This is a genomic window from Pedobacter polysacchareus (genome assembly GCF_019802255.1).
GTDB classification, from domain to species: domain Bacteria; phylum Bacteroidota; class Bacteroidia; order Sphingobacteriales; family Sphingobacteriaceae; genus Pedobacter; species Pedobacter polysacchareus.
In genome coordinates this window covers 646,757-670,835 of sequence record NZ_JAHYSS010000002.1, presented here as the reverse complement: position 1 = coordinate 670,835, position 24,079 = coordinate 646,757, and the positions used below count along the sequence as shown (strand labels likewise).

The window sequence follows — 24,079 nt, the reverse complement described above, 5'->3', positions numbered from 1 at the left end:
ACCGTTTTTAGCTGAATTTTAATGGTGATCCGGGTGCCAATTCATAAGGCAGCTTATCGGCGAGAAAAATCCTTGAATTTTTGCTACCCTCTGTAGTGACAGCCTCCCCTTTTACACGAATCCAGCTCCCTTCACGAAGTCCGACTACAGGCGTATCATTGAATACATGAAATTCTTTGATTCTCGTTTCCCTGGTTTCACCGTTGTGCGTACTTGCTGGATCAGGATCCAGGTAGTGGGCATTGATGTTAAAAGGAATCAGGCCCATCGTTGTAAAATCCGAGGGATAAACAATGGGCATATCATTGGTGTTTTTCATATTGACACCTCCGATATTACTGCCTGCACTGGTTCCTAAGTAAGGAACACCGCCTTCTACCTTTTGTTTCAATACTTCCATCAGGTTTAAATTGTGCAGCTGCTGTACGAGTAAAAAGGTATTTCCACCTCCTGTAAAAAAGCCTTCTGCTTTCGCGATTGCGGTTTCCGGCTCAGGAAAAGTATGTAACCCGCGAACGCTAATCCCTATGGTGTCAAAAGTTTCCCTTACCTTTTCGGTATAGTCATCATGGCTGATGCCTCCCGGGCGGGCAAAAGGAATAAATATGATCTCGGAAACACCGGCAAAAAAGGCAGACAATTCCGGCAATAGATAAGCAAGATATTCCTCTCCATATAAGGTAGAGGTACTAGCCAGCAGGACATTTTTCATAACAATGTTTTTATTAAGCATAGCTAAAGTAGGAATCTGGTTCCGTATAAACGAAAAAACGCCTCCCAATTTGAATCGGGAGGCGTTTAAAAAAAATCGCTTATTTAGATTTGCTTTCCAGCCATTGTCTGGCATTTACAAAAGCTTCCATCCATGGAGTTACTTCGTCTTTGCGTCCTTTCGGATAGTTAGCCCAATGCCATTGGAACAATGAACGTTCAATGTGCGGCATCATCACCAGGTGTCTTCCTGATTTATCACACATCATTGCGGTGTTGTAATCAGAACCGTTTGGATTGGCAGGATAGCTTTCGTAAGCATATTTCGCTACGATACCATACTGATCTTCTGCGTACGGCAATTGGAATTTACCTTCACCATGTGAAACCCATACCCCTAATGTACTTCCGGCAAGGCTGGATAACATTACAGAATTGTTTTCCTGAATGGTTAATGAAGTAAAGATACTTTCATGCTTCTGACTGTCATTGTGCAGCATTTTAGGTTTTTCTTCATGATCTTTATTGATCAATCCTAATTCCACAAACAGCTGACAACCGTTACAGATACCTACTGAAAGTGTATCCTCACGTTTAAAGAAGTTTTCTAAAGCTACTCTTGCTTTCTCATTGTATAAAAATGCACCTGCCCAGCCTTTTGCAGAACCCAATACGTCTGAGTTAGAGAAACCTCCAACTGCACCGATAAACTGGATGTCTTCTAAAGTCTCACGGCCAGAGATTAAATCTGTCATGTGTACATCTTTCACGTCGAAACCTGCAAGGTACATGGCATTCGCCAGTTCACGCTCAGAGTTACTTCCTTTTTCTCTCAATACCGCTGCTTTTGGCCTTGGTTTGCTGGCGTCAAAAGAAGTTTTTTTACCATCAAACTGTAATGGGAAAGTATAGTTTAAAACGTGGTTTTTGTAGTTATCAAAACGCTCTTTTGCTTTAACAGCACCTGCTTGTTTCTGATCTAACAGGTAAGAAGTTTTGAACCATACATCACGAAGGTGATCGATATCAAAGCTATGGCTGCTTGTCGCGTTTTTAACCGTTAATACCGGCTCAGATTTCACGATACCAATTTTATGGTAAGCTACACCTGCTTCTGCCAGTAATCCTTCTACAGATGGATCGGCCTGGAATACAATACCAATATTTTCTGCGAACAACACCTTAATCAGGTCCTCATTGCTCAATTCAGAAAGGTCGATGGCTGCACCAAGGTCTCTATCTGCAAAGCAAAGTTCTAATAGGGTGGTGATTAAACCACCGCTGCCGATGTCATGACCAGCCTGGATTTTACCAGTTTTGATCAACTCCTGAAGCGTATTGAATGAATTTTTAAATTGAGCAGCATCTGTTACATCCGGAGTTTCATGACCAATTTTGTTCATGACCTGTGCGAAAGAAGATCCACCTAATTTATAAGTGTCATTTGAAAGGTTGATGTAATAGATTGAACCGCCATTTTTCTGAAGAACAGGTTCTACTACTGCGGTGATGTCATCGCAATGACCACCGGCAGAAATGATCACCGTACCTGGAGCAATTACTTCTCCGTCTGGGTATTTCTGTTTCATGGATAAGGAATCCTTACCTGTAGGAATGTTGATGCCTAATTCGATGGCAAATTCCGAACATGCTTTTACTGCGTCATATAAACGGGCATCTTCACCTTCATTTTTACAAGCCCACATCCAGTTGGCAGAAAGCGAAACGCTATCTAATCCATCTTTTAATGGTGCCCAAATGATGTTTGAAAGAGATTCAGCAATCGCATTGCGGCTACCTGCAGCAGGATCAATCAAAGCAGAGATCGGTGCATGACCAATTGAAGTCGCGATACCGTCTTTTCCCTGATAATCCAATGCCATTACACCACAGTTGTTTAATGGCAATTGTAAAGGGCCTGCACATTGTTGTTTAGCCACTTTACCACCTACACAACGGTCAACTTTATTAGTCAGCCAGTCTTTCGATGCTACTGCTTCCAATTGTAATACCTGCTCAAGGTAGGTATCCAATTGATTGATATCATAAGTAACAGGCTCATATTTCCTGTCGATTGTAGTATCTTCCATCACCACTTTTGGCGAGCTGCCAAACATGTCTTTCAGCTCTAAGTCCATTGGTTTTAGGCCAGTAGTTTTAGAAGCGAAAGTGAAGCGGTGATCGCCGGTGACTTCACCAACGGTATACATTGGGCTGCGCTCGCGATCCGCAATTTTATGTAGCGTATCGATACTGTCTGCACCAATTACCAATCCCATACGTTCCTGAGATTCGTTTCCGATGATTTCTTTCGCAGAAAGTGTCGGATCTCCAACTGGAAGCTGATCCAGGTCGATCAATCCACCTGTTTCTTCAACTAGTTCAGAAAGACAGTTTAAGTGACCACCAGCTCCGTGATCATGAATAGAAACGATAGGATTAATATCACTTTCTACCATACCACGAACGGTATTGGCTGCTCTTTTCTGCATTTCAGGGTTAGAACGCTGAATTGCATTCAGCTCGATGCTGGAACCTAGTGCACCAGTATCTGCGGAAGAAACCGCAGCACCACCCATACCAATGCGGTAGTTTTCGCCACCTAAGATGACAATTTTATCACCTGTACTTGGTTTATGTTTTAAAGCCTGATCTGCTTTACCGTAGCCTACGCCACCTGCAAGCATGATCACTTTATCGTAACCTAATCTTCTTCCTTCTTCTTCATGCTCAAAAGTAAGCACAGAACCAGTGATTAGCGGTTGTCCGAATTTATTACCAAAGTCTGAAGCTCCGTTAGAGGCTTTGATCAGAATATCCATTGGCGTTTGGTACAACCATTTTCTTTCCTCAACACCAGCTTCCCATGGGCGATTTTCTTCTAATCTCGACAAAGCAGTCATGTATACTGCAGTACCTGCAAGCGGTAATGACCCTTGTCCACCAGCCAGTCTGTCTCTGATTTCTCCACCAGCACCAGTTGCAGCACCATTAAACGGCTCTACAGTAGTTGGGAAGTTATGTGTTTCCGCTTTGATAGAAATTACGGATTCGAAATCTTTTACCTGGTAATAATCAGGCACATCTGCTCTTTTTGGAGCGAATTGCTGTACTACCGGACCTTTTACGAAGGCAACGTTATCTTTATACGCAGAAACAATGCCGTTAGGGTGTGCTTCTGAGGTATGACGAATCATTTTGAATAGAGAATAAGGTTTTTCTTCTCCGTCGATTACGAATCTTCCGTTGAAGATTTTATGGCGACAGTGCTCAGAGTTTACCTGAGAGAAACCGAATACTTCTGAATCTGTTAACTTACGACCTAGATTTTCAGCCAATTGGTTTAAGTAATTTACTTCTTCGTCGCTCAACGACAATCCTTCCTGCTTGTTGTAAGCAGCAATATCAGAGATTTCCAGAATCGCTTCCGGCTGAACATTAGTCGTAAATACATCCTGACCTAGTCCTTCATATTTTTGAAACAACATGTGATCATAATCCGCAGCATCAGCAGTTACCGTTTCAAACTCCTCAATACGAACGATACCATGAAGGTCCATATTTTGGGTAATCTCTACCGCGTTTGTGCTCCATGGGGTTACCATTGCAGCCCTTGGGCCAACAAAGAAACCATTTAAGGAAGTTTCGGTTCTAACTTTCGCGCCTCCAAACAGCCAACTTAATTTTGAAATATCAGCTGGTGTCAGGCTCCGGTTTACTTGCAAGACATAAATCTTGGCAGATGGGGTTTCGAAGAAAAAGATCATATTCATAAAGTGCTGCAAAGATACTTTAAAAAGTAATAATGATGCAATTGAAAATGACTAAAATAACAACAAACATCGGACAAAAACAGGTAGATTGCCTCAGTTATGACCCTGATCTGATCTTTTTTGATGTATATTTGGGAGGTAGATTACCTCCATATGAAGGTGATTAATTTCAAGCTTTATCTTTATCGCTGCCCTCGATAATTAAAAAATGATAAAATATCAAAATGTTCAGTTCAGCAGTATGAGTTTCAGCAATGGCTGCTCTTCCTGATGTGCTTTATGGTTGTGAAGCTTTAGCTGAGTGGCAGGAGGGGGCTGGTAGGGCCTTGTAGGGCCCAAAACGCTGCTCAACCTTATTCAAGGGAGTAGCAGTCCTGTTCCAAAACCTAAGTTCATAGGATCACATCATCCACATCAATATAAAAGAACAGCTGCATAGAAAGCGTGGATATTAATAAATTAGCTAGTATATTTAGTTAGTGATATCAGATTAATCGCCCCCTACCTATGGCCTTAAAGCACAGCGCAAAGTTCCGTATCAGAAAAATCAAAAAATTCTTTAGCCTTTTAGGGCCAGGACTTACGACAGGGGCTGCGGATGATGACCCCTCAGGTATCGCTACCTATTCCCAAACCGGGGCACAATTTGGATACGCGCAACTATGGACTGCCTTGTATATGCTCCCTTTCATGACCGCCGTTCAGGAGGCCTGTGCAAGAATAGGATTAGTGACCGGAAAAGGCATTGCTGCTGTCATTAAAGAACATTATAGCCGCAACGTACTCTATGCGGTAGTTGGACTGGTTGTAGTGGCCAATACCATTAATATTGGTGCAGATATCGGTGCGATGGCGGCGGCGGCCCAACTGTTAGTTCCTGTAAATTTTGTGGTGCTGACCTTTTTTTTTACGGCCACCATTCTGATACTTGAAATTTTCACCAGCTACAAAGCTTACTCGAAGATCTTAAAATGGCTGGCACTTGCCTTACTCGCTTATCCGATCACGGCATTCATGATTGATCAGCCCTGGGGAACGGTGCTAAAAGCCACTGTGGTTCCACATTTTGAATTTTCATTTGATTTCCTTTTTATCATTACAGGTGTATTTGGTACTACCATCACCCCTTATATGTTTTTCTGGCAGGCTTCGCAGGAAGTCGAGGAAGAAAAAGCCAAAGGACTTTTAACAGATGGAAAACCGAGAATTGGCTGGTCAAACATTCACGATATGCGTAAAGATAATAATGTAGGCATGGTGATCTCAGAATTTACCACCTGGTGCATTATTTTAGTTGGTGCAACAGTTTTGCACAATAGTGGGATTACCGATATAAAGAACGCAGCAGATGCAGCCAAAGCGCTTGAACCCTTGGTTCATTCCTTTCCAAATTCAGGTTACCTGGCAAAATTAATCTTCTCTTTAGGAATTATCGGGCTTGGTTTACTGGCAGTGCCAGTACTTTCAGGATCCGCAGCTTATGCCGTTTCAGAAGCCTTCGACTGGGATGCCAGTCTCAATCTTCAACTCAAAAAAGCACATGGCTTTTATGGCGTTATTATCGTTTCCACATTCATTGGTTTATTCATCAATTTCATAGGAATCGATCCGGTAAAGGCCTTGGTGTATACGGCGGTAATTAATGGCGTAGCTGCTGTTCCTCTATTGTATCTGATTGTTAAAATTGCGGCAAGTGATGAAATTATGGGGGAATATAAAAGTGGGTGGTTATCGAAAACATTGCTTTGGACCACTTTTTTCATCATGGGTGCAGCAGCAATAGCTTTATTCTTTACGATATGGCAATAAGCTAGTCATTTCTAATTTCAGGATTTCTGTTCTTCTTCTTCCTCGGCTTTGACTGTTGATTGCTGATGATCTAAATCTACCATTTCGATGGTCATGGGATCATCTGCTCTTCTTCTATTGGCAGGTATGGCCACACCACCACTTAGCCCAATGCCAAATGAAGCCAAAATAATCAGCAAAGCCCAGCACAATAGCTTCAAAGCTTTCTTTAAACTTCGCATGTGATGAATTAAAATTCAAAAATTGCTGCCCTGACAATGATTGCCTCCAAGCAGCTTTGATTAATTGATGGGATATGCCCGAAACAGGCAAGAAATTAATTGGATTGAAGGCGTATGCTGATGATGGATGAATTCAATAAAATGCTCCTGATACAATGTACCAGACTTAAATCGTTTAAATTTTTCTGCTAACTGATTCAGTTTTGTTTTTAGTAAACCTGCATATATCAACCTTGCGGAATGCTCAAAGCTGCTCCGTAAAAAACTGACATGAGTTGAAATTTCAACGCTTGGCCCGGTCTGGTAATGAACACTGCGGGATAACGATCTTTGCTGTTCAGACCAGCGAGCTTCTGTAAGGTGTTTTTGAGGTTGAAGCTTAGAAAAGCCGATGTATCCGGAGGTACCAAAAAAAGACAGCACCAGAGAAAAGACCAGTAAAAATTTCACTACCTGCTGTTTACGATATGTCTTTTGATCCTTCATCACCTATATAAAGATAGCAATTAGTACCGTAAATTCAGTTTGGATTATTAGCAGCAGCAGCCCTAATTGTCTAAGGGCTGCCTGCTACCTGAGAGTCAGCGTTTGCTGTTGTTATAAAGCTTGCAGAAATCGTTAGATTTTACACTGGCTGCGATACGATGTATTTTATAGATCCTGAGATTTTGCATTCAAAAAAATAACAATAAGGAGATGCAAAAGAGGAATGTGCTTTTCATATAGAGCTGATTAATCTGGAATAGAGGAAAAATGAATATTTCTATTATTGACAAATGTAAGCTCAGATCATCATGAATGGCCTAAAAATACCCTAATCTTCCTGCAACCATTGAATAGTTATAGAAAAATAAGGGGCTTTATGATACAAGCTGCTGTGAAAAGAAGGCTTTAGGCATCAAGCCTGTCTCTTTTTTAAAGGCATTATAAAAAGTCGTCAGACTCTTAAATCCCGATTCATAGGCTATTGCTTCGATGGTCATCCTATCCGATTTAATTGGATATTGCCTGATAAAAAAAGCAATCCGATAACCATTAATCCAGTCGCGGAAATTTTTATCGAAAGAGCTATTAATTACAAATGAACAGTGGTGCACTGGAATATTGAGTTCATTGGCTAAATCAACAATTTGGAAGTCGGACTGGAGATAGGGTCTTTTACTTTCCATAAAAGATTTCATCGATTCGACATAGCTGATCAACTGTTCGGGTAAAAGCGTTGTTTTTTTGGGTACTGCTATAGTTTTAGGCAGCTCGGGATCATTTAGACTAAGTTTATCATCTGTAATCTCTTTTTCCTGATCCAGGTCTACCGCCACAAAAAGGTATCCGTAAAATAATTTGGGCTGATGCAGGATGAATATAATAATCATCAAAAGCACCGTACAATTGATCAGAATAAAAGAGGCTTTAAATAAAGGTGCTTCCAAATCCAATGTCAGTAAGGGGATAAAGCTGATCAACTGGAAGAAAGTAGCTACCCTCAGGAAAAAGAAAATCCATTTTTTAGCACCAGCGTCCATTTTTTCAATCCGCACTTTTGATCTTAATACGGCAACCCAAGTTGCAGTCAGATAGGTTAGCAATAAGAATGGCCTCCCCAGGTAATAAAACCAACCTGGAAATAAACCACTTCGTTCCGTCACAAAAAGCTGTTTATTCTGATCAATCTCATTAGCGATAAGTTCCCATCTGATCACCGAAGAAACAGGTAAAGGCAGCACATGGATCATGGCTAGAAGAGCAGGAATAAAATATAGCCATTCAAATTTACGAAGGTGGATGCGACCACTGATAAAAGTGGTTACATACAAATAGAAACAGGCTGGAGCAGCATAATAAATTGGCGTAAACAACTGATAGAAATAGGGAAAAATAGTGCTATCGCCGGAATTAACAAGCAAAAAGATCAGCACCTGACCAAATCTTGAAATAAAAATAACTGAGAGTAAACGATTCAACACCTTTACTCCCCGTTTCGCGAAAAACAGGTGTAATGAAAGTAAGAGCAGAAAAAAACAACTAATACTTGAAAAAAAGCTCAAAACCCCCATATTTGATCCTGCAAGATAGATGTTTTTATTTTAAATGAATAAAACATTTTCTGAAAGCCTGCAAGAATCAAATTTTGGTATTAATGCTTACGCATCATTATTATAGCTCGGAGTTAAACCTTATTTACTAATCATTGAATTCAGCAACATGAGTCTATGGATTAACCTGTAATCCAGCGTTTCTACTATCGAATATATCTGCTGCTGTCCATATCCAGGAAAAGTACCGCTCCAGTATGATTTCGCAATACTGTAGATGGAAACTCGCTGCATATTGGCTTCGTTAAGGTATTTAGCACAGCGGTTGCCTTTGCCGCTCCCGGCACCACGCAATTGATTACTTTTGCACTCATCAGCACAGGAATCGTTAGTGTTAAGGCCTGAGTAGGAACTTCTTCCAGACTGGCAAAACAACCGTCATTTACTTGCTGCTGTCTGCAGGGCAAATCAAGCGTCACCACTTTTACATTTTCAGGATCATTAAAATTGGCAACGGGAGGATCATTAAAAGCCAGGTGCCCATTTTCACCTATCCCCATACAAACGATATCAACCGGATGATTTTCAAGCAATGTGGAATAACGTTTACATTCTGACTGAATGTCCTCAACATTCCCATCCAGATAGTGGACAGACTTAAAATTGAACTTTTCAAATAGCCGCTCTTTTAAAAAATTCCCAAATCTTTGAGGCGCATTTTCATCCAGGCTGATGTATTCGTCCATATGAAAAGCATTCACCTGCTCCCATTTGATCGGCTCATAAAAAAGAGCGGTCAAAAATTCATTTTGTGAAGGCGCTGCTGCGAATACGATATTAACCTCCTCCTTATTTTTCAGAACAGCATCCATCTCTTTGGCAAGCCGGCTGGCTGCCGCCTCTCCCATTAGTTTCCTTGACTCGTAAATATTAACCTTAGGCAGACTTAAATCTTTTTCTAGTACCATTCGCTTTAAATTAATTTTTCATATATACTTTTTCCCGCCACTATCGTTCGCAAAATATTTATCTCTTCATCGAAAATCACGATATCTGCATCTTTGCCTGCCACCAGCGATCCTTTTCGATCGCCTATACCGATGATGTTTGCCGGGGTAAGGGAAGCCATTTTAACCGCATCTTCCAATGTTGCATCGGCCATGGTTACCATATTTCTTACCAAGCTATCCATCGTAGCCACACTACCTGCAAAGGCAGTCCTGTCTTTTAGTTTAGCCACGTTATCTTCAACAATCACTTCCAGACCATCGCGTCGGCTACCAAGAATACTTGGCCCTGGCGGCATACCCGCCGCGCGCATCGCATCAGTAACCAACGCAGTTCGGTCTGCCCCTTTAATTTTAAGCACCAGCTTGAGCAATGGTGCTGGAAGATGAGTCCCATCTGCGATGATTTCTACAGTCATCGCATCCAGCAGATAAGCACTTTCTATTACTCCTGCATAACGGTAGGCATTTCGCCTCGAAACCCCCGACATACAGGAATAAAAATGTGTTGCATGTCTGAAACCTTTTTCAAATGCCGGCAATACTTCTTCATATATCGCATTGGTGTGTGCGATGGAGGGTAAAATCCCTCTTTCAGTAAGGTATTGCGCAAATTCCAGGGCCCCTGTAAGCTCCGGTGCAGCGCTCCAGCGTTTAATAGACTTAGAATTGGCAATAATCTCCTGATATTCTGCCGGAACCGGCGCTCTGATATATCTTGGGTCTTGTGCTCCTCGCTGCTCCATGGAAAAATACGGCCCTTCAATGTGTATCCCTATAAACTGGGCACCATTCACATTTCTGGCATTGGCAGTTTCATAAACGCTTAAGGTATCCATTAAATCCTGATGCTCACTACTTAATGTGGTAGGCATGAGTGCGGTTGTACCATGTTTGGCGTGTAATGCTGCAATGGCTAAAAACCCCTCAGGCTCGTTATCCATAAAATCGTGACCGCCCCCGCCATGAACATGCAAATCAATAAATCCGGGTCCAATAAAATTGCCCATTGCATTTATTTCCAGTGCATTTTCAATAGGAATATCCGAAGTGCTTACTTCCAATATCTTTCCTCCTTCGATAATGATACATCCTCCATTAATCGTACGATGAGGAGTAATTATTTTACCATTATATATCTTGATCTTTTCCATTTTCTTCAGTGTCATTTTTCGCAACCTTCCCTCCTCTTCCGATCTTATTGAATGCACGGAAACGGAGTTCTTTTAAGTGTGGAACTGGCTGTTGATACAGCTTACTTTTTACAGTTGGAGTGGATCCATCTGTAGTATAGCGAATTTCAAATCCGGGAACATCCGTATTTGCAGAAACCATTCCATCCCGCAGCATAATTGCTGGCGTAGGTATTCTATACTCAAAACCTCCTGCATAGTGATCAAGCCGGTTCAGCTCTCGCCCAACTGAGGTACTGAATTTATACCAGTCGCGCTCATACAGCTGTTTCGCTTTTAAAGTATCTTGTATCGTTGCCCATGCTGGTGTGGATGCCCATGCTCTTTCAGAAAGGGCAAGAAGCCTTGGTAAATACATGTATTCCAACCGCTCGGCAGTTTTCACGGTTTCGGTCCATAAAAGCCCTTGAATACCGTATATATTTTGCTGACCAACTTCGGTTAATGGCTCAAATTTTTTGAGCATTGATTTAGGCAATGGCCTGTTCACGTAATCCGTATGCTGGTTTTTCAGGTAATCAAAAGGGATAAATTTGTAGGCTTGTTCCAAATTGATAAAACCACCCCAATTGAATCCTGGTTCCTCAAACTCACGGACATAGGCCATATCAAAATAGAAATTGGTCACAAATGAGAGGATCACCTTATATCCTGAATTTGCCAATCTATAAGCCAGATCTTCATTGCCGGACATGTTATTCCAGACATTCACATGAAAGTTTCTATCGAGGAATACTGGATTGGGCTGCCATTTTTTTCCTCCTGGAACGGTTGACTTCCTTAATGCGGTTTCCTCCCATCCAGAAAGGTATAGGTTTCTTTTATCCAGCATGTCTGCAATGCGACCGAAAAAATAATCCCATAGATCAGCAGCGTTTTTTACTTCCGGATGCTTTGCTTTGAATGCATTCACAGCTGGAGATGCGGTCCATACCCCTGCAGGCACTTCATCTCCACCATAATGTATGGTCTGCAATGGCGCGCCGGCCAGTTTATACATCTCAATTATTTCATCAGTAACAGTTTCCAGGAAATTGTATACCGAGGGCATAGACACATCCATCACATGATCATTCCATTGCTGTACCGAACGATAAACAGAGGAATCAGCTGCATCTCTGAGCAGATATTGTTTTGCCTTTAGGGTATCACCCGATTTTACAATTTTATCGTATCTGGCCTGCATGGAAACGATTGCCGCCCGTGCATGACCAGGTGTTTCAATTTCCGGGATGATATTGATGTGTCTTCTTGCTGCATATTTTAGCATCTCAATAAAGTCTGCCCTTGAATAAAAGCCGCTTCCAGAGGATTTCCCGACAATTGGACCTGATCCATAAGCAGGCATTAAACTTTCCTGCTCATTTAATCCATGCCCACGGTTCGCGCCCACGGTAGTCAGTTCGGGCAAAGCATTCATCTGCAATCTCCAGCCTTCATCATCATTCAGATGGAGGTGAAGCGTAGTGAATTTGTATAAAGACAGTAAATCAATCAGCTTCATGACTTCTTCTTTAGATTGAAAATTTCTAGCGACATCCAGCATAATTGCCCTAAATCCGAAAGCAGGACGATCTTCTACCGCTATACACTTTACCAGTAATACTTTCTTTTTCCCCTGATCAGCATAGGCTGAAGGATCCAGCATCACTTTTAATGATTGAATGCCATAATGAATTTCTCTGGGGCCATTGGCAGAAATCACAATGCCAGATGGAGTTACTTTTAAAGTATATCCATCTTTTTTGATCGAAGCATCTTTTTTAAGCGTAATTGTTCCTGTTTTCTTGGGATGATTAGAGATTAAAGGTCTTTTTCCAGTCAGCGGTTTCAACTCATCAGCAAACAATTGCGCTTCATTACTGAACTCAGGATCCGACACCAAAGTAACGGTATGGTCCAATTTAAAATGGCCTGGTGTTTCTGTGTAAGAAAGCGGCGCTGGAAATATTTTTGCCGGGCTGCTGTTTTCAGTTTTACCACGTTCATTCAACAGGAAATGCTGCTCCTGGGTTAACTCCTTATCTCCGGCAAACCTGTCCATTTTACGCTGATCCTTGGGAGTAGCTATTTTAACATCGTTTAAAGGAATACCAACCCCCGCAGCATTGTCCCAGACTAAGTAAAACCCTTGAGGCGCATCACTGCTATTCACTACCCAGGAATTGGAAATAAACTGTTGTTCTAAGCTTTCTCCAGAACCCACAGTATTAAAGTCCTTGCCTGGAGCAATGTAATAAAGGCCCCCATTTACATGGTTTATTTTTAACTTTTCCGTTCCGGATACAGTGCTTACTCTTTTTCCGAGGTTAAAATATATTTTCCAGCCCGTTTTTGGAAAGGGCTGCCTGGCATGGTTTCTAATGCCAATTGAAAAGAGTGTCTGATCCTTCCCCAGGTAATGATTTTCATAAACATGCCAATAAACTTCCAGCTGATCTGGTGTTGGATACTGCTGCTTAGCCGCGTGGCCAGCTGTTCCGAAAAACAGCATCAGCAATAGGTAACTATAGATTATTTTATACAATGTTATTTTCTTTAATGATAGATAAATAGTATTATTTAACTCTTTTCAACCTGTCCAGCAATACTTGGATTTTTGCACCTCTCAGGATATTTTCCTGTGCCATCTCTGAAGGATACATCACCTCCGAATTGAGTGCTATAAATCTCTTATCCAATTCCTTTGTACGTAATGCTTCTAGTTCCGAAATCAATGGTCTAAGTTTTTCAGCATCCATTTCGGGTGCATTTGCTCTGGACTCTATCGACTGATAACTCAGGTATTGTACGCGAATAGCGGCCATTAATCGGTAATGCTCAAACTCTTTTGCATTTTTAACCGGCTTCAGTTTGCTGAGTGCAACAGCAGCATTTTTGGTACTATCGAGCATTTGATCAATGCTTAAATTGGTATTTATAGGTTTTCCCTGTGTAATCTCAAAGGGAACAGCTGAAACGGCTTTCCAAAACACTTTAGCGTCGTTTTCATCAAGGCGATATTGCGATTTGGCATACCTGTAAATGAAGTTTTCGGCATCCAATGCTTTCTCAGATTTTATAGATTCAAGAAAGGCCGCAATGAGCATATTAAATCCACTGATGGGATAAACACGACGGATTGCATAAAGATCTACGATATCTCTGGTGGTTTCAAATACTGGAGAATACAATCCAGAGGTTGACCAGGAAGTCATAATGATGCCTTTATAACCCAGTTTCTTTGCCAATGGCACAAAATCAGAGATATTTTTAAAGTGTTTTCCCCATTGAGTAAGGAAGTAATTATCTGGATGACTCCTGATTGCAGGTGCTCCCCATACCTCAAATCCACTTTGCATCAGCTTTTCATGGTCGCCAAACATATTGATGTCCCATCCGTAATTCCAATCGATAAAAACAGTTTCTTTTGGTAATCCTTTCAAGGCCTCTGGATATTTCAAAGCAATGTCTGCCCAAAGAACCGGCCGTTTACCCAATCCCACTACCACATCGCAAAGCATTTTGATATAATCACCATAAAGCCTTCCAATACCCACTGCTTTAATTTTCTTTTTAGATTCTTCTGAGTGTCCTAAAAGATAGGTTTCATCCCCCCCAATATGGATATAAGGAGAATTATGCGTAGCAATCAGATCCTTGTAAAGCGTCGTAAAAAGCTTTTTAGCTTCGGCTTCGCGAATTGGATTTACCTGAGAGTAATCTTTCTGATCTTCTCTCAGGTCTTTATATTTAGGGTTTCTAAGAATATATTCCACATGTCCGAAGCTTTGCTGAAGTGGAATAACCTCCAATTTCATGGAATTACAGTAGGCAATAAAAGCCTTTACTTCTTCTCTTGTATAAGCAAAACGATTAGGGATCAAAGGTTCTTCCTGAAAAGGATAGGTGGCCTCCCATTCCATCACTAAGGTATTGATACCGCCCTCCACCAATTGCGATGCAAGTTTTTTAAGTGCTGGCATAGGAATGGCCTGAATACGCAGATCGAGGTGAAATCCTCTTACTGGAAATGGGGAAACCGGATCGTTTAGCTCATTTTGAAATGCTTTTGCATAACCAAATATTGAAGTTAAAAGCATCACAAGAAATACTGTTTTTTTCATAATTTTTATTTTTATTCCAAATACTGGTTTAAGCAAATACCAGACAGGGTTTATTTAATTGCAACGTCCAGGCTCAGTTGTGATTCAAAATAACCGCCGTTATGGTCTCTTGCTTCAAAAACGATTTTATCCGTACTGCCTGATCCGCCGTATAAGTATTTAATTGCTCCTTTTGCAATATCAGCTTGCGAAAAAGAAGCATTTGCAGCAAGCGGAATTCCATATTTAACTAAGAAACCAGCTGTTGGAACTTGTTTTACTGTGTAAGTAATGTTGTTATCGATTGTTCCTTCCATTTTCAGATTAGCTAATGTTAAAGGTGCAATCTGGTCAAGGGCAGAAACATTCAGCACATTTACCAGACCTAGCTTCAACAGTGTCTGTGGCGGAGAACTGATGCTGAGATAAGAACTGAAAGCTCCTGCAGAAAATTCTCTTGGGCGAAGCTTAATAAAATTATCAACGTTGTGTTTTAGGAATACATTGATAAAGGTTTGATTATTTGCGTAAAGCTGACTCACTGCGGAGGTCACATCAAAAGAAACCCATCCGGTAGTTCCTCCAGGAATAGGTAAGGTGGAAATTGGAACGGAGTTATAAGTTGGTGCATTGTTCCAGGTGATGGCAGTTTCCGCCCAATCTTTATTTTCACCTAAATGCGCAGAAAATGAGAAGGTGGTGGTAGGTGTTAAACCCGTATTGTAAACATAGACATACATTCTTGCGGCACCAATTTTGTCGCCAAAGCTTGGTTTCTGCAATGGGAACTGCATGACACCAATCCGACCAACAGTAGCATCAGCATTGCTGACTGCTTTTAAATCTATGGTTGCCAAATCATTGAAATTCGCATTCGAGTTGCCAGAACCGCCACGAATGTAAACGTCTTTAGCTACATTGATTTTTTGTGTAATCACATTGCCTCCTGAATCTGCCTCATCTGGTTTATCGTCTAACAATCTGTAGAAGGTAAACTGCGCGGTAACCTGAGCCACCCCGTTGTTAAATTCCAGGTCCTGCGACCTGACCAGGGCTGCTGTTGAGCCCAGCGTTGGATTCTGGTTAATCGTCAGCACATATTGATCGGAGGCATTCGACTTTCTGGAGTAATAAATATAGTTACCATTAATAGTTTCAATTTTTCTGGTCTCATCGATATTAAGGTCAGTAGACTTTAATTTGCCTTTGGTGATCAGATCACTCAATAGGTTTTTAAGAATTACGGGAGGTACATCGTTAACGTTGGAATAACCTATCGTTGCCAGAAGTTGTTTCACTCCAGGGTTGGTGAGGAACACCACGGTATGGTCTTCCATTTTGCCCAGCACATCCATCAGCCCTGCACGTTTCACTGCCGAAGCAAAGAGGTCAAGTTCTGTTAAATCTGAGCTGTGGTCTTCCAGCAAAAACTGCTGTATGGTTTGAGCCTTGAGGTTAGCCCCTGCGTCGGCCCCATCACTATCTTCATTTTTCAATAGTTCAAGTTTGCCACAACCCATAATTGTGAGCATACACAGACAGAGAAAAAGGACTTTTGGGTAAAGATTTAGTTTTTTCATCTTTAAATATTTTTATTGATAATATGAATTTTGATCCAATAGCGGGTTTAACCTGATTTCGGTAAGGCTCAATGGCCAAAGGAAATTTTCGGTCTGACTCAATCCATTGATAGGCCCCATTACTTTAATTGCTTTGCCTGTACGTACCAGGTCAAACCATCGTTTTCCTTCATAACAAAGTTCTCTAGCACGTTCGTCAAGGATCAGGTCTTCTATTTGATCAGTAGTCAATCCATTGTAGGAAGCTTCTGTATAGGTGGTTGCTCCTGCTCTGGCTCTGATTTGATTCACGAGTGCCATTGCTCCAGGAATATTGCCGGTTTTATTCAATGCTTCCGCACGTAACAGTATGATATCGGCTAAACGATACACGATGATGTTCTTGTCGTCCTGCGTTCCCCGAACAAAACCTGATTTCTCAAAGAATTTAACAATGCCCGAATTGGTGTCAAAATTAACTTTAGAGCGTAAATCCGTTGAACTGAATTTACTGGACAGGTAACCGCTGGCTTTGAAAAAAGGCTGAAAGCCAAGGTCGCCATAAACGGTAATTAAGAATGACCGTGTGGCCCGCTCTGCGAAGTTATAATCGATTTCAAATATAGATTCGTTAGAAAATCCTTTAGTAAACATCTGCGCATAAGCGGTATTGTCAATTAATGCCGGATTTATATTGTAATCTATAGTGGAAGATGCACTGTAAAGTGAAGCTAGAGAATAAGTGGAGTTTGTCAGGATTTTCTGCGAAGCCACCAATGCATTCTCATACTGATGACGCCACATATAAAAATCAGTATACAAAGCATTCACTGCTCCCATTGTAAATTGAGCTCTGGTTGCTGAACTTGTGGTATACGATGCAGGGATTGGCGCTAATGCTGCAGAATCAAGATCTGACTGGATTTGTGCATACACCGCAGCAGTATCGGAACGCGCAATGCTTACATTTTGTTTTGCGTCCATAAAGGGCTCAGTGACCACAGGCAATTTGCCCCAGATACGGGTCATGTAAAAATAACAGAATGCACGAATGGCGAAAGCCTGTCCTCTTACACTATTGTATTCCGCATCTTTCCCCGCATACAATCCTTTCGCCTTCATCTCCCGCGTGTTTTTTAGAATTAAATTGCTCTGATTCACCACTTGATAGATACCACTCCAGTTTGTAATCGGCAGACTTGAGTTTAGGTTGTTTGTTAACAGGTTCAAGGTTTGCGAGCTCAATGCCAACGGGTTGATCACCACATTATCAGCTCTTCCCTCTCCGTACAAAACAGATTCCGGAGCCATGGCTCCTTGTAAAAGGTTGTATGCACCATATAAAGCTGCCGTTGCCTGAGGGGTTTCCGTCCAGAAATTAGAACTGGAATAAGCAGTGGTCGGGTCGATTTCTAATGCCTTCTTACAGCTGGATAAGAAAATCAATGTGATCAGCATGATGCTGTATATTTTATAATCTTTTCGTTTCATAATATTAAAGACTAAAGTTCAATGACAAATTATATGTTCTTGTTCTTGGGAAAGATCCTCGGTCTATACCAACCGCCAATGCATTGGTTGAAGAGCTGACTTCGGGATCATAACCTGTGTAGGAACCAAAGGTGAACAGGTTAACTACCGAGAACCCTACAGTAGCATTGTTTATTTTTAACCTGCTTAAAGTTTTTGCTGGAATTCTATAATTAAGCGCAACATTTTGAATCCTGATAAACGAACCATCTTCTACAAATCTACTGGAGATGGCATTGTTCAGCATCGGATCAGTTTTCACCAATCTTGGAACATCAGTTACATCACCCGGCTTTCTCCATCTGCGCAGTTGATCGGTGGTAAAATTCTGATCATAAGGCGTTGCGTCCAGATTTCTTTTCACCTCATTAAACACATCGTTCCCAAAACTGTAGGTGATCAATGTAGAAAGCGTAAAGTTTTTATAGCTGAATTCATTTTGGAAACCTCCTGTAAAATCAGGATTTGGATCTCCAATTACCTGTAAATCCGAATCGTTTATGATACCATCACCATTTACATCCTCCCAGATGACATCGCCACCTTTATATATAGATCCATTTGCAGATCCCTGACGGTAAGGAACCACAGCTCCTCCCGCATCGCGCTTGTAAACATTATCTGTATCATAAGCGTAAACGCCCATGGCTTTAAGTCCATAAAACACACCGGCAGCTTCGCCCACCCTGGCCATATTATAAATGTTTGGGCGATAATCCTGATTGCCAGGAAGAGAAAGCACCTTATTTCTGTTTAACGAGAAGGTGAATGTAGAATTCCATTTGAACTCCTTATCTATATTAACTGTTGAAAGTGTAAATTCAAGTCCTTTATTTTCTAAACTGCCGAAGTTTGCAGGAACAGTCGAATACCCTGTTGTTCCTGGAACGGCAACATCAAATAACAGCCCCGTTGTCTTTTTCAGGTAAGCATCCGCAGTGAAGCGAATTCTATCATTCAGAAAGGAAAGATCAACCCCTAAGTTTGATTGTTTCGTCGTTTCCCATTTTAAAGATGCGTTTGGAACTCCGTTGGAAACGATGGCTACATTTCCTAAATAAGTACCTACGTTAGTCAATGATCCCTGCCATGCATAGTTCCCAATAGACTGGTTACCAGTTACACCATAGCTTCCCCGGATCTTTGCATCTGAAACAAAGCTGATTTTTTTAAACCAATCTTCTTCCGACAATCTCCATCCGGCCGAGAATGAAGGGAAATATCCAAACCTATTATCCGCTCCAAACCTGGAAGAACCATCTGCTCTCATCACCGCAGAGAAAAGATATTTTCCTTTGTAGTCATAGTTTGCCCTGGTAAAGTAAGACAGCAAGCTATGTTCTTCGATGTTCTGATTGTAAAGTGAAACCACTGAAGTACCATTGATAGAGGTAATGGTTGCATCAATCAGGCCCCTGCCGATCACATTGACCGTATTGTCGGTGAATTTCTGATAAGACTGACCAAGTAGAAAAGTAAGGTTATGGTCTTTAGACAGCGTAGTCCTATAGTTTAATGTATTCTCATTAATTAAGGAATAGTTTTTCCCTGTGGTCAGGTAAGAGGAACTGATCTGGCCTTGCGGTAAGAGTGTTTGGGGCGTGAAATTTGTTTCCTCGGTATTCGAATAATCAAAGCCTAAAGTAGTTTTGAATTCCAGGCCTTTCATAATTTTAAACTTCAGGTCCTGATTTCCAAACATCCTCCACCTATTGATTTTATTGGCTGCCAGCTCAGAGATGGCAATCGGATTGGGCTTACTTCCTTCTAAAAGCGGAATCAGCTGTCCGGTGATGGGATCGTAAGGGGAATAAACGGGCATGGTACTTAAAGCCTGATAGATCGCACTTTGGTTACTGAGTCCGCTGAGAATTCTATTGTAATCATTAGTGGATACGTTGAAGTTTGTATTTCCAGAAATGGTCTTATTGACGGTATAATACACCTTTGCAGAACCGTAAGCCTGCTTAAATTTAGTATTGATGATGATCGGATCTATATCTTTATAGCCTGCGCTCACAAAATAATTCATGTTGTTATCCTTAGAAGCGCCTTTGACACTCACATCAGCTTTATACTGATACGCGGTACGATACATCAAGTCCTGCCAATTGTTAGACTTATTATAATAGGGATGCAGGGAATCTATTACCGAAACTTTAGTGGTCTGTGCTCCTGTGAAATTATATATCGCATCTATAAATGCGCTTCTGAATTGTGGTGCATTCAGCACGCCAATTTTCCTGGTGATGTCAGCAATACTTCCATTAGCAGAGAACTGTATCTCCGGTTTCTTGGAATTTTTTCCACTTTTAGTAGTGATGATAATTACACCATTAGATGCTCTGGAGCCATATATAGATGCGGTTCCATCTTTCAATACTTCTATCGATTCTATATCCTGGGGATTCAAATCTGCCAAAGGACTGAAAGTAGAGGCATCATCTACCAATCCACCACCATAAGTATCAGCGTTGATGGGTACACCATCTACAATATATAAAGGCTGACTGCTTCCGTTGACTGAAGAGGCACCACGAATTCTAACTGTGGCCCCAGCACCTGGTTCACCGGAATTACTGGTAATCTGAAGTCCGGCAATCTTTCCCTGGAGACTCGAATTTACATCCCCCAGCGCATGGTTATCCATCTGTTTAGCCGAAATTGAACCGACAGCACCAGTTACTTCTTTCACCTTCTGAGTACCGTAGCCCACATTAATGGTGACTTCAGATAGCTGCTTGCCACTTTCAGCAAGTTTAATATCTAAGGTTTTACGGTCTCCGACGTTGACAGTCTGGTTCTGGTAACCAATATAGCTGACCAAAATGACTGCTCCAGGATTTATCGCCAGACTAAACTTGCCATTCTTATCTGTTGCGGTGCCTTTATCTGTTCCCTGCACACGAATTGAAACACCTATCAGGCTCTCATTCGTTTTTGCATCAGTGACCTGCCCGGTTAAAGTAAATCCGGTCCCTTTATCGGGATTGACCTGGGCAAAGGTACTTAGCATGGAAAATGCGACCATTATGGCCATTAAGTATATCTTTTTCATTAGCGGTTTTATTTGGTTGATAGATTAGATCAGCATCACCGGTAACGGTTCTGACCTCTCTTAATAGGTGTTGTAAATTACTAAACTAAGCACAATTAAACGTTTACGTACACGATTAAAAGTCAAATTTTTTTTATTATGGAGCTGGTGTAAATTTAAAGCTTCTGATGACCAGCTCTACTTCCTTTCCATCGCTTGGCGGCATACCACGGAAACACCAGAGATTCATTTTAACTGGCATTTTCTCTGTTGGTATTACCGCTGAAGGAGGCAAAAAAGTATGTGTAAAAAACATATTTGTATCATCATTATAGAAACCATTCATGCTTTTAACCACAACCGATTCATTAGTCCAGGTATAGCGGTGCGTACTTGCTGTACCGCCAGATTGTTTCCATTCTGTCGTGATCCGCTGCTGTTTTCCTTTACTTCCAGCTGCCGGGTATACGCTATAATTTACATTGGGTTTAGCTGCGTCTCCCCAACGCGCAAATTCTATGTCCAGTTCATTAAATCCATCAGGACCAGAATAATGAAAAAGCCCTGCCACCACATTTTTATCTAAAGTACTGGCTGGGCCTTGAACCTGCCATTGGTAAGTACCATATCCCAAATTCTCCTTCGAAGTAATCCCAGCACATAACCATTTCGAAGTTGCCTGATCATAAGAAAGTTTAAGGTGAAGTAATCCTGCTGCATCTACCCAGGCATTGCGTTCACTCCAGAAATTAGGTCCGGGTCCCAAACCAGTTCCAGTTTTAACAACCCAGGTGTATCCGGCAAATTTTAAAGTTGTAGCAGAAGCGGGTGTGGATGTCGATATAACAGCGCTGTCTGGTACTTTCTCTTTGCTGAAAGCAGCCACATCTTGCTTACAAGTCCATATCAATGGCAGTAAAAGTAAAAATCTCTTCATCTTGTTTGGTTAGTTTTGGTTAGTAAATGACAGATAGAAATCCAGTTGAACAACAATTACAACTATCTAAATGCTAATATATTAAATAAACGGGTACGTACACGAATTTATTTAAAAAAATATAGGTGTGATCATTTAAAACTAGCCGGTTCAGCTTGTGCAGGCATAAACTGGATGGTCCCAAAATAGTCCGGGCTATGAAAATCAGGTGTTGCCGAGACAATCTTATTCCAGCACAAGAAATGAGGATTTGGCAGTTCATCCCCACATTTATAAAAATTTGCCTTAGCACTAAGGCCTTCAAAACTTTGAATCTGATGGAACACAAAGGCTTCTGCAGGTATACTCATCGTCATCTCCCAGTTAAACTCCGCTCCCAGGATATTTGATTTTGTCCAGGTATGAATCTTTTGTACGACAGATTCCGGTAATAAAGTTCTTTTATCCTTTTGGCTGCCATAAGCCATCTTTCCAATCCCCAGACAATTAAACTCAATATTATAATATTGATCTGACTGGTCAAAAGCAACAAAGAATTCTACACAGTTATCGAAATGTACTTCCGTATTAATCGGCCTTTTTATCGAGCGGAAATAATCATTATATACCCTAAATTTTAACAGGATCTCTTGCTTCCTGTAGGCAATGGTAAAATCGGCTGTACAAATTGTATTGATATGAGGCCAGGAGTCATTGTTTAATTGATGTCTGGGAAAGGCAGCTAGTTTTTCTGAAAGCTGTTCTGGAGAGACATTGGAATCTTCATGGAGATAAAAGATGTTTAAGTTCATTTTGAAATTTTATGCAGAATAATAAAGGTGATTTAACATTAACTAACCCAGCGCTCGAGTTTGTACCCTTTGTAAGCATAAAATAGCAGGTAGACATAACATGGTAAAAGCACTAAATAGGCATTCTGTAAGCCATAAATATCGGCCAGGTGGCCATATAAGAGTGGCATAACGGCATTTCCGGAAAGCCCCATGATCAGAATTGCAGCGCCAATTTTTATAAAACGTCCCAATCGATCCATAGACAATGGCCAGATTCCAGCCCATATCATGGAGTTTGCAAAGCCGAGTAATACAATGAACCATATAGATATATCAGCCTTATGGCCTAATATCGTCACGCTGCCATTGCTGAAAACGATGCATAAGGTAAATATGACACCGAAAATGATACAGGCACGCAGAGCGAAAATCTGAGAAAGATATTTTGGAATCAGCGAAATTCCCAGGAGGTAGCCAGCAATGGTTGCGGCAAGTGTGTACGAAGGAAACACTTTTGCTTCTAAAAGAGAAATATCCATGGAATGGGCATACCCGATAATGGTATCCACCGCAATAACTTGCGAACCTACATGAACAAATATGGCAATTGCGCCTAAAACGAGGTGTGGAAATTGAAAGATGTTGCGCTTCCCTTTATTCGTTGCTGCGGTCAGCTCATCTTCCTGCTCTGTATTAATTTCTGGTAAAGAGGAAAAGCGTACCAGAAAACCTAGTAAAACCAGGATTCCACCTACGCATAAATAAGGAACAATAACCCTTCTGATTAATTCGTCTAGAATCGGTGCCCTTTCAGCTGGTCCTAACGACTTGATTTGTTCAAATAATGCCTGATCCGAAGATTGGAGTACCACCGCAGCAAAAAGCAAGGGAGCGAGAATCCCTGCAAACTTATTGCAGATTCCCATAATACTGAACCTCATTGCTGCGCTATTTTTTGGACCTAATATAGTGACGTAAGGATTTGCTGCTGTTTGTAAAACAGCCAGCCCCGCTCCCAGCGTAAACAGGCCGACTAAAAATAATGGGTAATTACGTAACAGTGCAGCTGGTACAAACATAAATGCACCAATAGCCATCACAAAAAAACCGATCATCATACCATTCTTAAAGCCATATTTTTTGAGCAGTATTGAAGCGGGAAAGGAGATGAATAAATAAGAAATGTAAAAAGCAAAAGCTACAAAATAAGACTCGAGGTTATTAAGCTCACAGCAAATTTTGAAGTATGGGATCAGCATTGCATTTATCCAGGTCACGAAACCAAAAACAAAAAAAAGTACCGCGATGATATATAAAGATTTATGATAAGTCTTCTTGTCCATATAGTTTACCGTGCTTAACGTTAACGTACACGAATAAACAAAACATTATTGTGAATTCCAAATTAGCT

At 41.1% G+C, this 24,079-nt stretch carries 16 protein-coding genes; 1 reads left to right on the top strand and 15 read right to left on the bottom strand.

The features are described 5' to 3' along the window. Window positions 1-7: 7 nt before the first annotated feature. Together pepE and purL are read right to left on the bottom strand one after the other, a co-directional pair. Window positions 8-712: a dipeptidase PepE gene (pepE, locus tag K7X70_RS06770; protein WP_222536322.1), complete on the bottom strand. Its 705-nt coding sequence runs from the start codon at window positions 710-712 to the stop codon at window positions 8-10. Window positions 713-812: 100 nt separating this feature from the next. Then, window positions 813-4,478 (bottom strand): phosphoribosylformylglycinamidine synthase, encoded by a 3,666-nt coding sequence (gene purL / locus K7X70_RS06765; protein WP_222536521.1) that lies wholly within the window; start codon window positions 4,476-4,478, stop codon window positions 813-815. Between the two features lie 513 nt (window positions 4,479-4,991). On the opposite strand from purL, the gene K7X70_RS06760 reads away from it, so the two are divergent. After that, entirely contained in the window at window positions 4,992-6,293 is a 1,302-nt protein-coding gene (locus tag K7X70_RS06760; RefSeq protein WP_222536321.1) for an NRAMP family divalent metal transporter, read from the top strand. A 17-nt stretch (window positions 6,294-6,310) separates the two neighbouring features. Here K7X70_RS06760 and K7X70_RS06755 read toward each other — a convergent pair whose 3' ends face one another. The 13 genes from K7X70_RS06755 to K7X70_RS06695 form a co-directional block, all read right to left on the bottom strand. Further along, window positions 6,311-6,514: a hypothetical protein gene (locus tag K7X70_RS06755; protein ID WP_222536320.1), complete on the bottom strand. Its 204-nt coding sequence runs from the start codon at window positions 6,512-6,514 to the stop codon at window positions 6,311-6,313. Window positions 6,515-6,574: 60 nt separating this feature from the next. Continuing rightward, window positions 6,575-6,964: a hypothetical protein gene (locus tag K7X70_RS06750; RefSeq protein WP_222536319.1), complete on the bottom strand. Its 390-nt coding sequence runs from the start codon at window positions 6,962-6,964 to the stop codon at window positions 6,575-6,577. A gap of 410 nt (window positions 6,965-7,374) precedes the next feature. Beyond that, window positions 7,375-8,475, bottom strand: coding sequence for a helix-turn-helix domain-containing protein (locus K7X70_RS06745; protein WP_222536318.1), 1,101 nt, complete (start codon window positions 8,473-8,475; stop codon window positions 7,375-7,377). Window positions 8,476-8,753: 278 nt separating this feature from the next. Continuing rightward, on the bottom strand, window positions 8,754-9,515 hold the full coding sequence (locus K7X70_RS06740) for a glucosamine-6-phosphate deaminase (protein ID WP_222536317.1): 762 nt from the start codon (window positions 9,513-9,515) through the stop codon (window positions 8,754-8,756). Window positions 9,516-9,520: 5 nt separating this feature from the next. Further along, on the bottom strand, window positions 9,521-10,708 hold the full coding sequence (gene nagA / locus K7X70_RS06735; RefSeq protein WP_222536316.1) for an N-acetylglucosamine-6-phosphate deacetylase: 1,188 nt from the start codon (window positions 10,706-10,708) through the stop codon (window positions 9,521-9,523). Next, a complete protein-coding gene (locus K7X70_RS06730) occupies window positions 10,686-13,274 on the bottom strand; it encodes a family 20 glycosylhydrolase (protein WP_222536315.1) in 2,589 nt (862 codons plus the stop codon). Before K7X70_RS06730 ends, nagA begins: the two co-directional genes overlap by 23 nt. Before the next feature lie 31 nt (window positions 13,275-13,305). After that, the gene (locus K7X70_RS06725; RefSeq protein WP_222536314.1) at window positions 13,306-14,853 is read right to left on the bottom strand and encodes a beta-N-acetylhexosaminidase; all 1,548 of its coding nucleotides are present in this window, start codon (window positions 14,851-14,853) and stop codon (window positions 13,306-13,308) included. A gap of 50 nt (window positions 14,854-14,903) precedes the next feature. Beyond that, on the bottom strand, window positions 14,904-16,412 hold the full coding sequence (locus K7X70_RS06720) for a CBM96 family carbohydrate-binding protein (RefSeq protein WP_222536313.1): 1,509 nt from the start codon (window positions 16,410-16,412) through the stop codon (window positions 14,904-14,906). A gap of 12 nt (window positions 16,413-16,424) precedes the next feature. Beyond that, window positions 16,425-17,882 (bottom strand): RagB/SusD family nutrient uptake outer membrane protein, encoded by a 1,458-nt coding sequence (locus tag K7X70_RS06715; protein WP_222536312.1) that lies wholly within the window; start codon window positions 17,880-17,882, stop codon window positions 16,425-16,427. A 4-nt stretch (window positions 17,883-17,886) separates the two neighbouring features. Beyond that, window positions 17,887-20,979 (bottom strand): SusC/RagA family TonB-linked outer membrane protein, encoded by a 3,093-nt coding sequence (locus K7X70_RS06710; RefSeq protein ID WP_222536311.1) that lies wholly within the window; start codon window positions 20,977-20,979, stop codon window positions 17,887-17,889. A gap of 136 nt (window positions 20,980-21,115) precedes the next feature. Next, a complete protein-coding gene (locus K7X70_RS06705) occupies window positions 21,116-21,895 on the bottom strand; it encodes a family 16 glycosylhydrolase (RefSeq protein ID WP_222536310.1) in 780 nt (259 codons plus the stop codon). 131 nt (window positions 21,896-22,026) lie between these two features. Beyond that, entirely contained in the window at window positions 22,027-22,686 is a 660-nt protein-coding gene (locus tag K7X70_RS06700) for a carbohydrate-binding family 9-like protein (RefSeq protein ID WP_222536309.1), read from the bottom strand. A 38-nt stretch (window positions 22,687-22,724) separates the two neighbouring features. Then, window positions 22,725-24,011: a sugar MFS transporter gene (locus tag K7X70_RS06695; protein WP_222536308.1), complete on the bottom strand. Its 1,287-nt coding sequence runs from the start codon at window positions 24,009-24,011 to the stop codon at window positions 22,725-22,727. Window positions 24,012-24,079 lie beyond the last annotated feature (68 nt).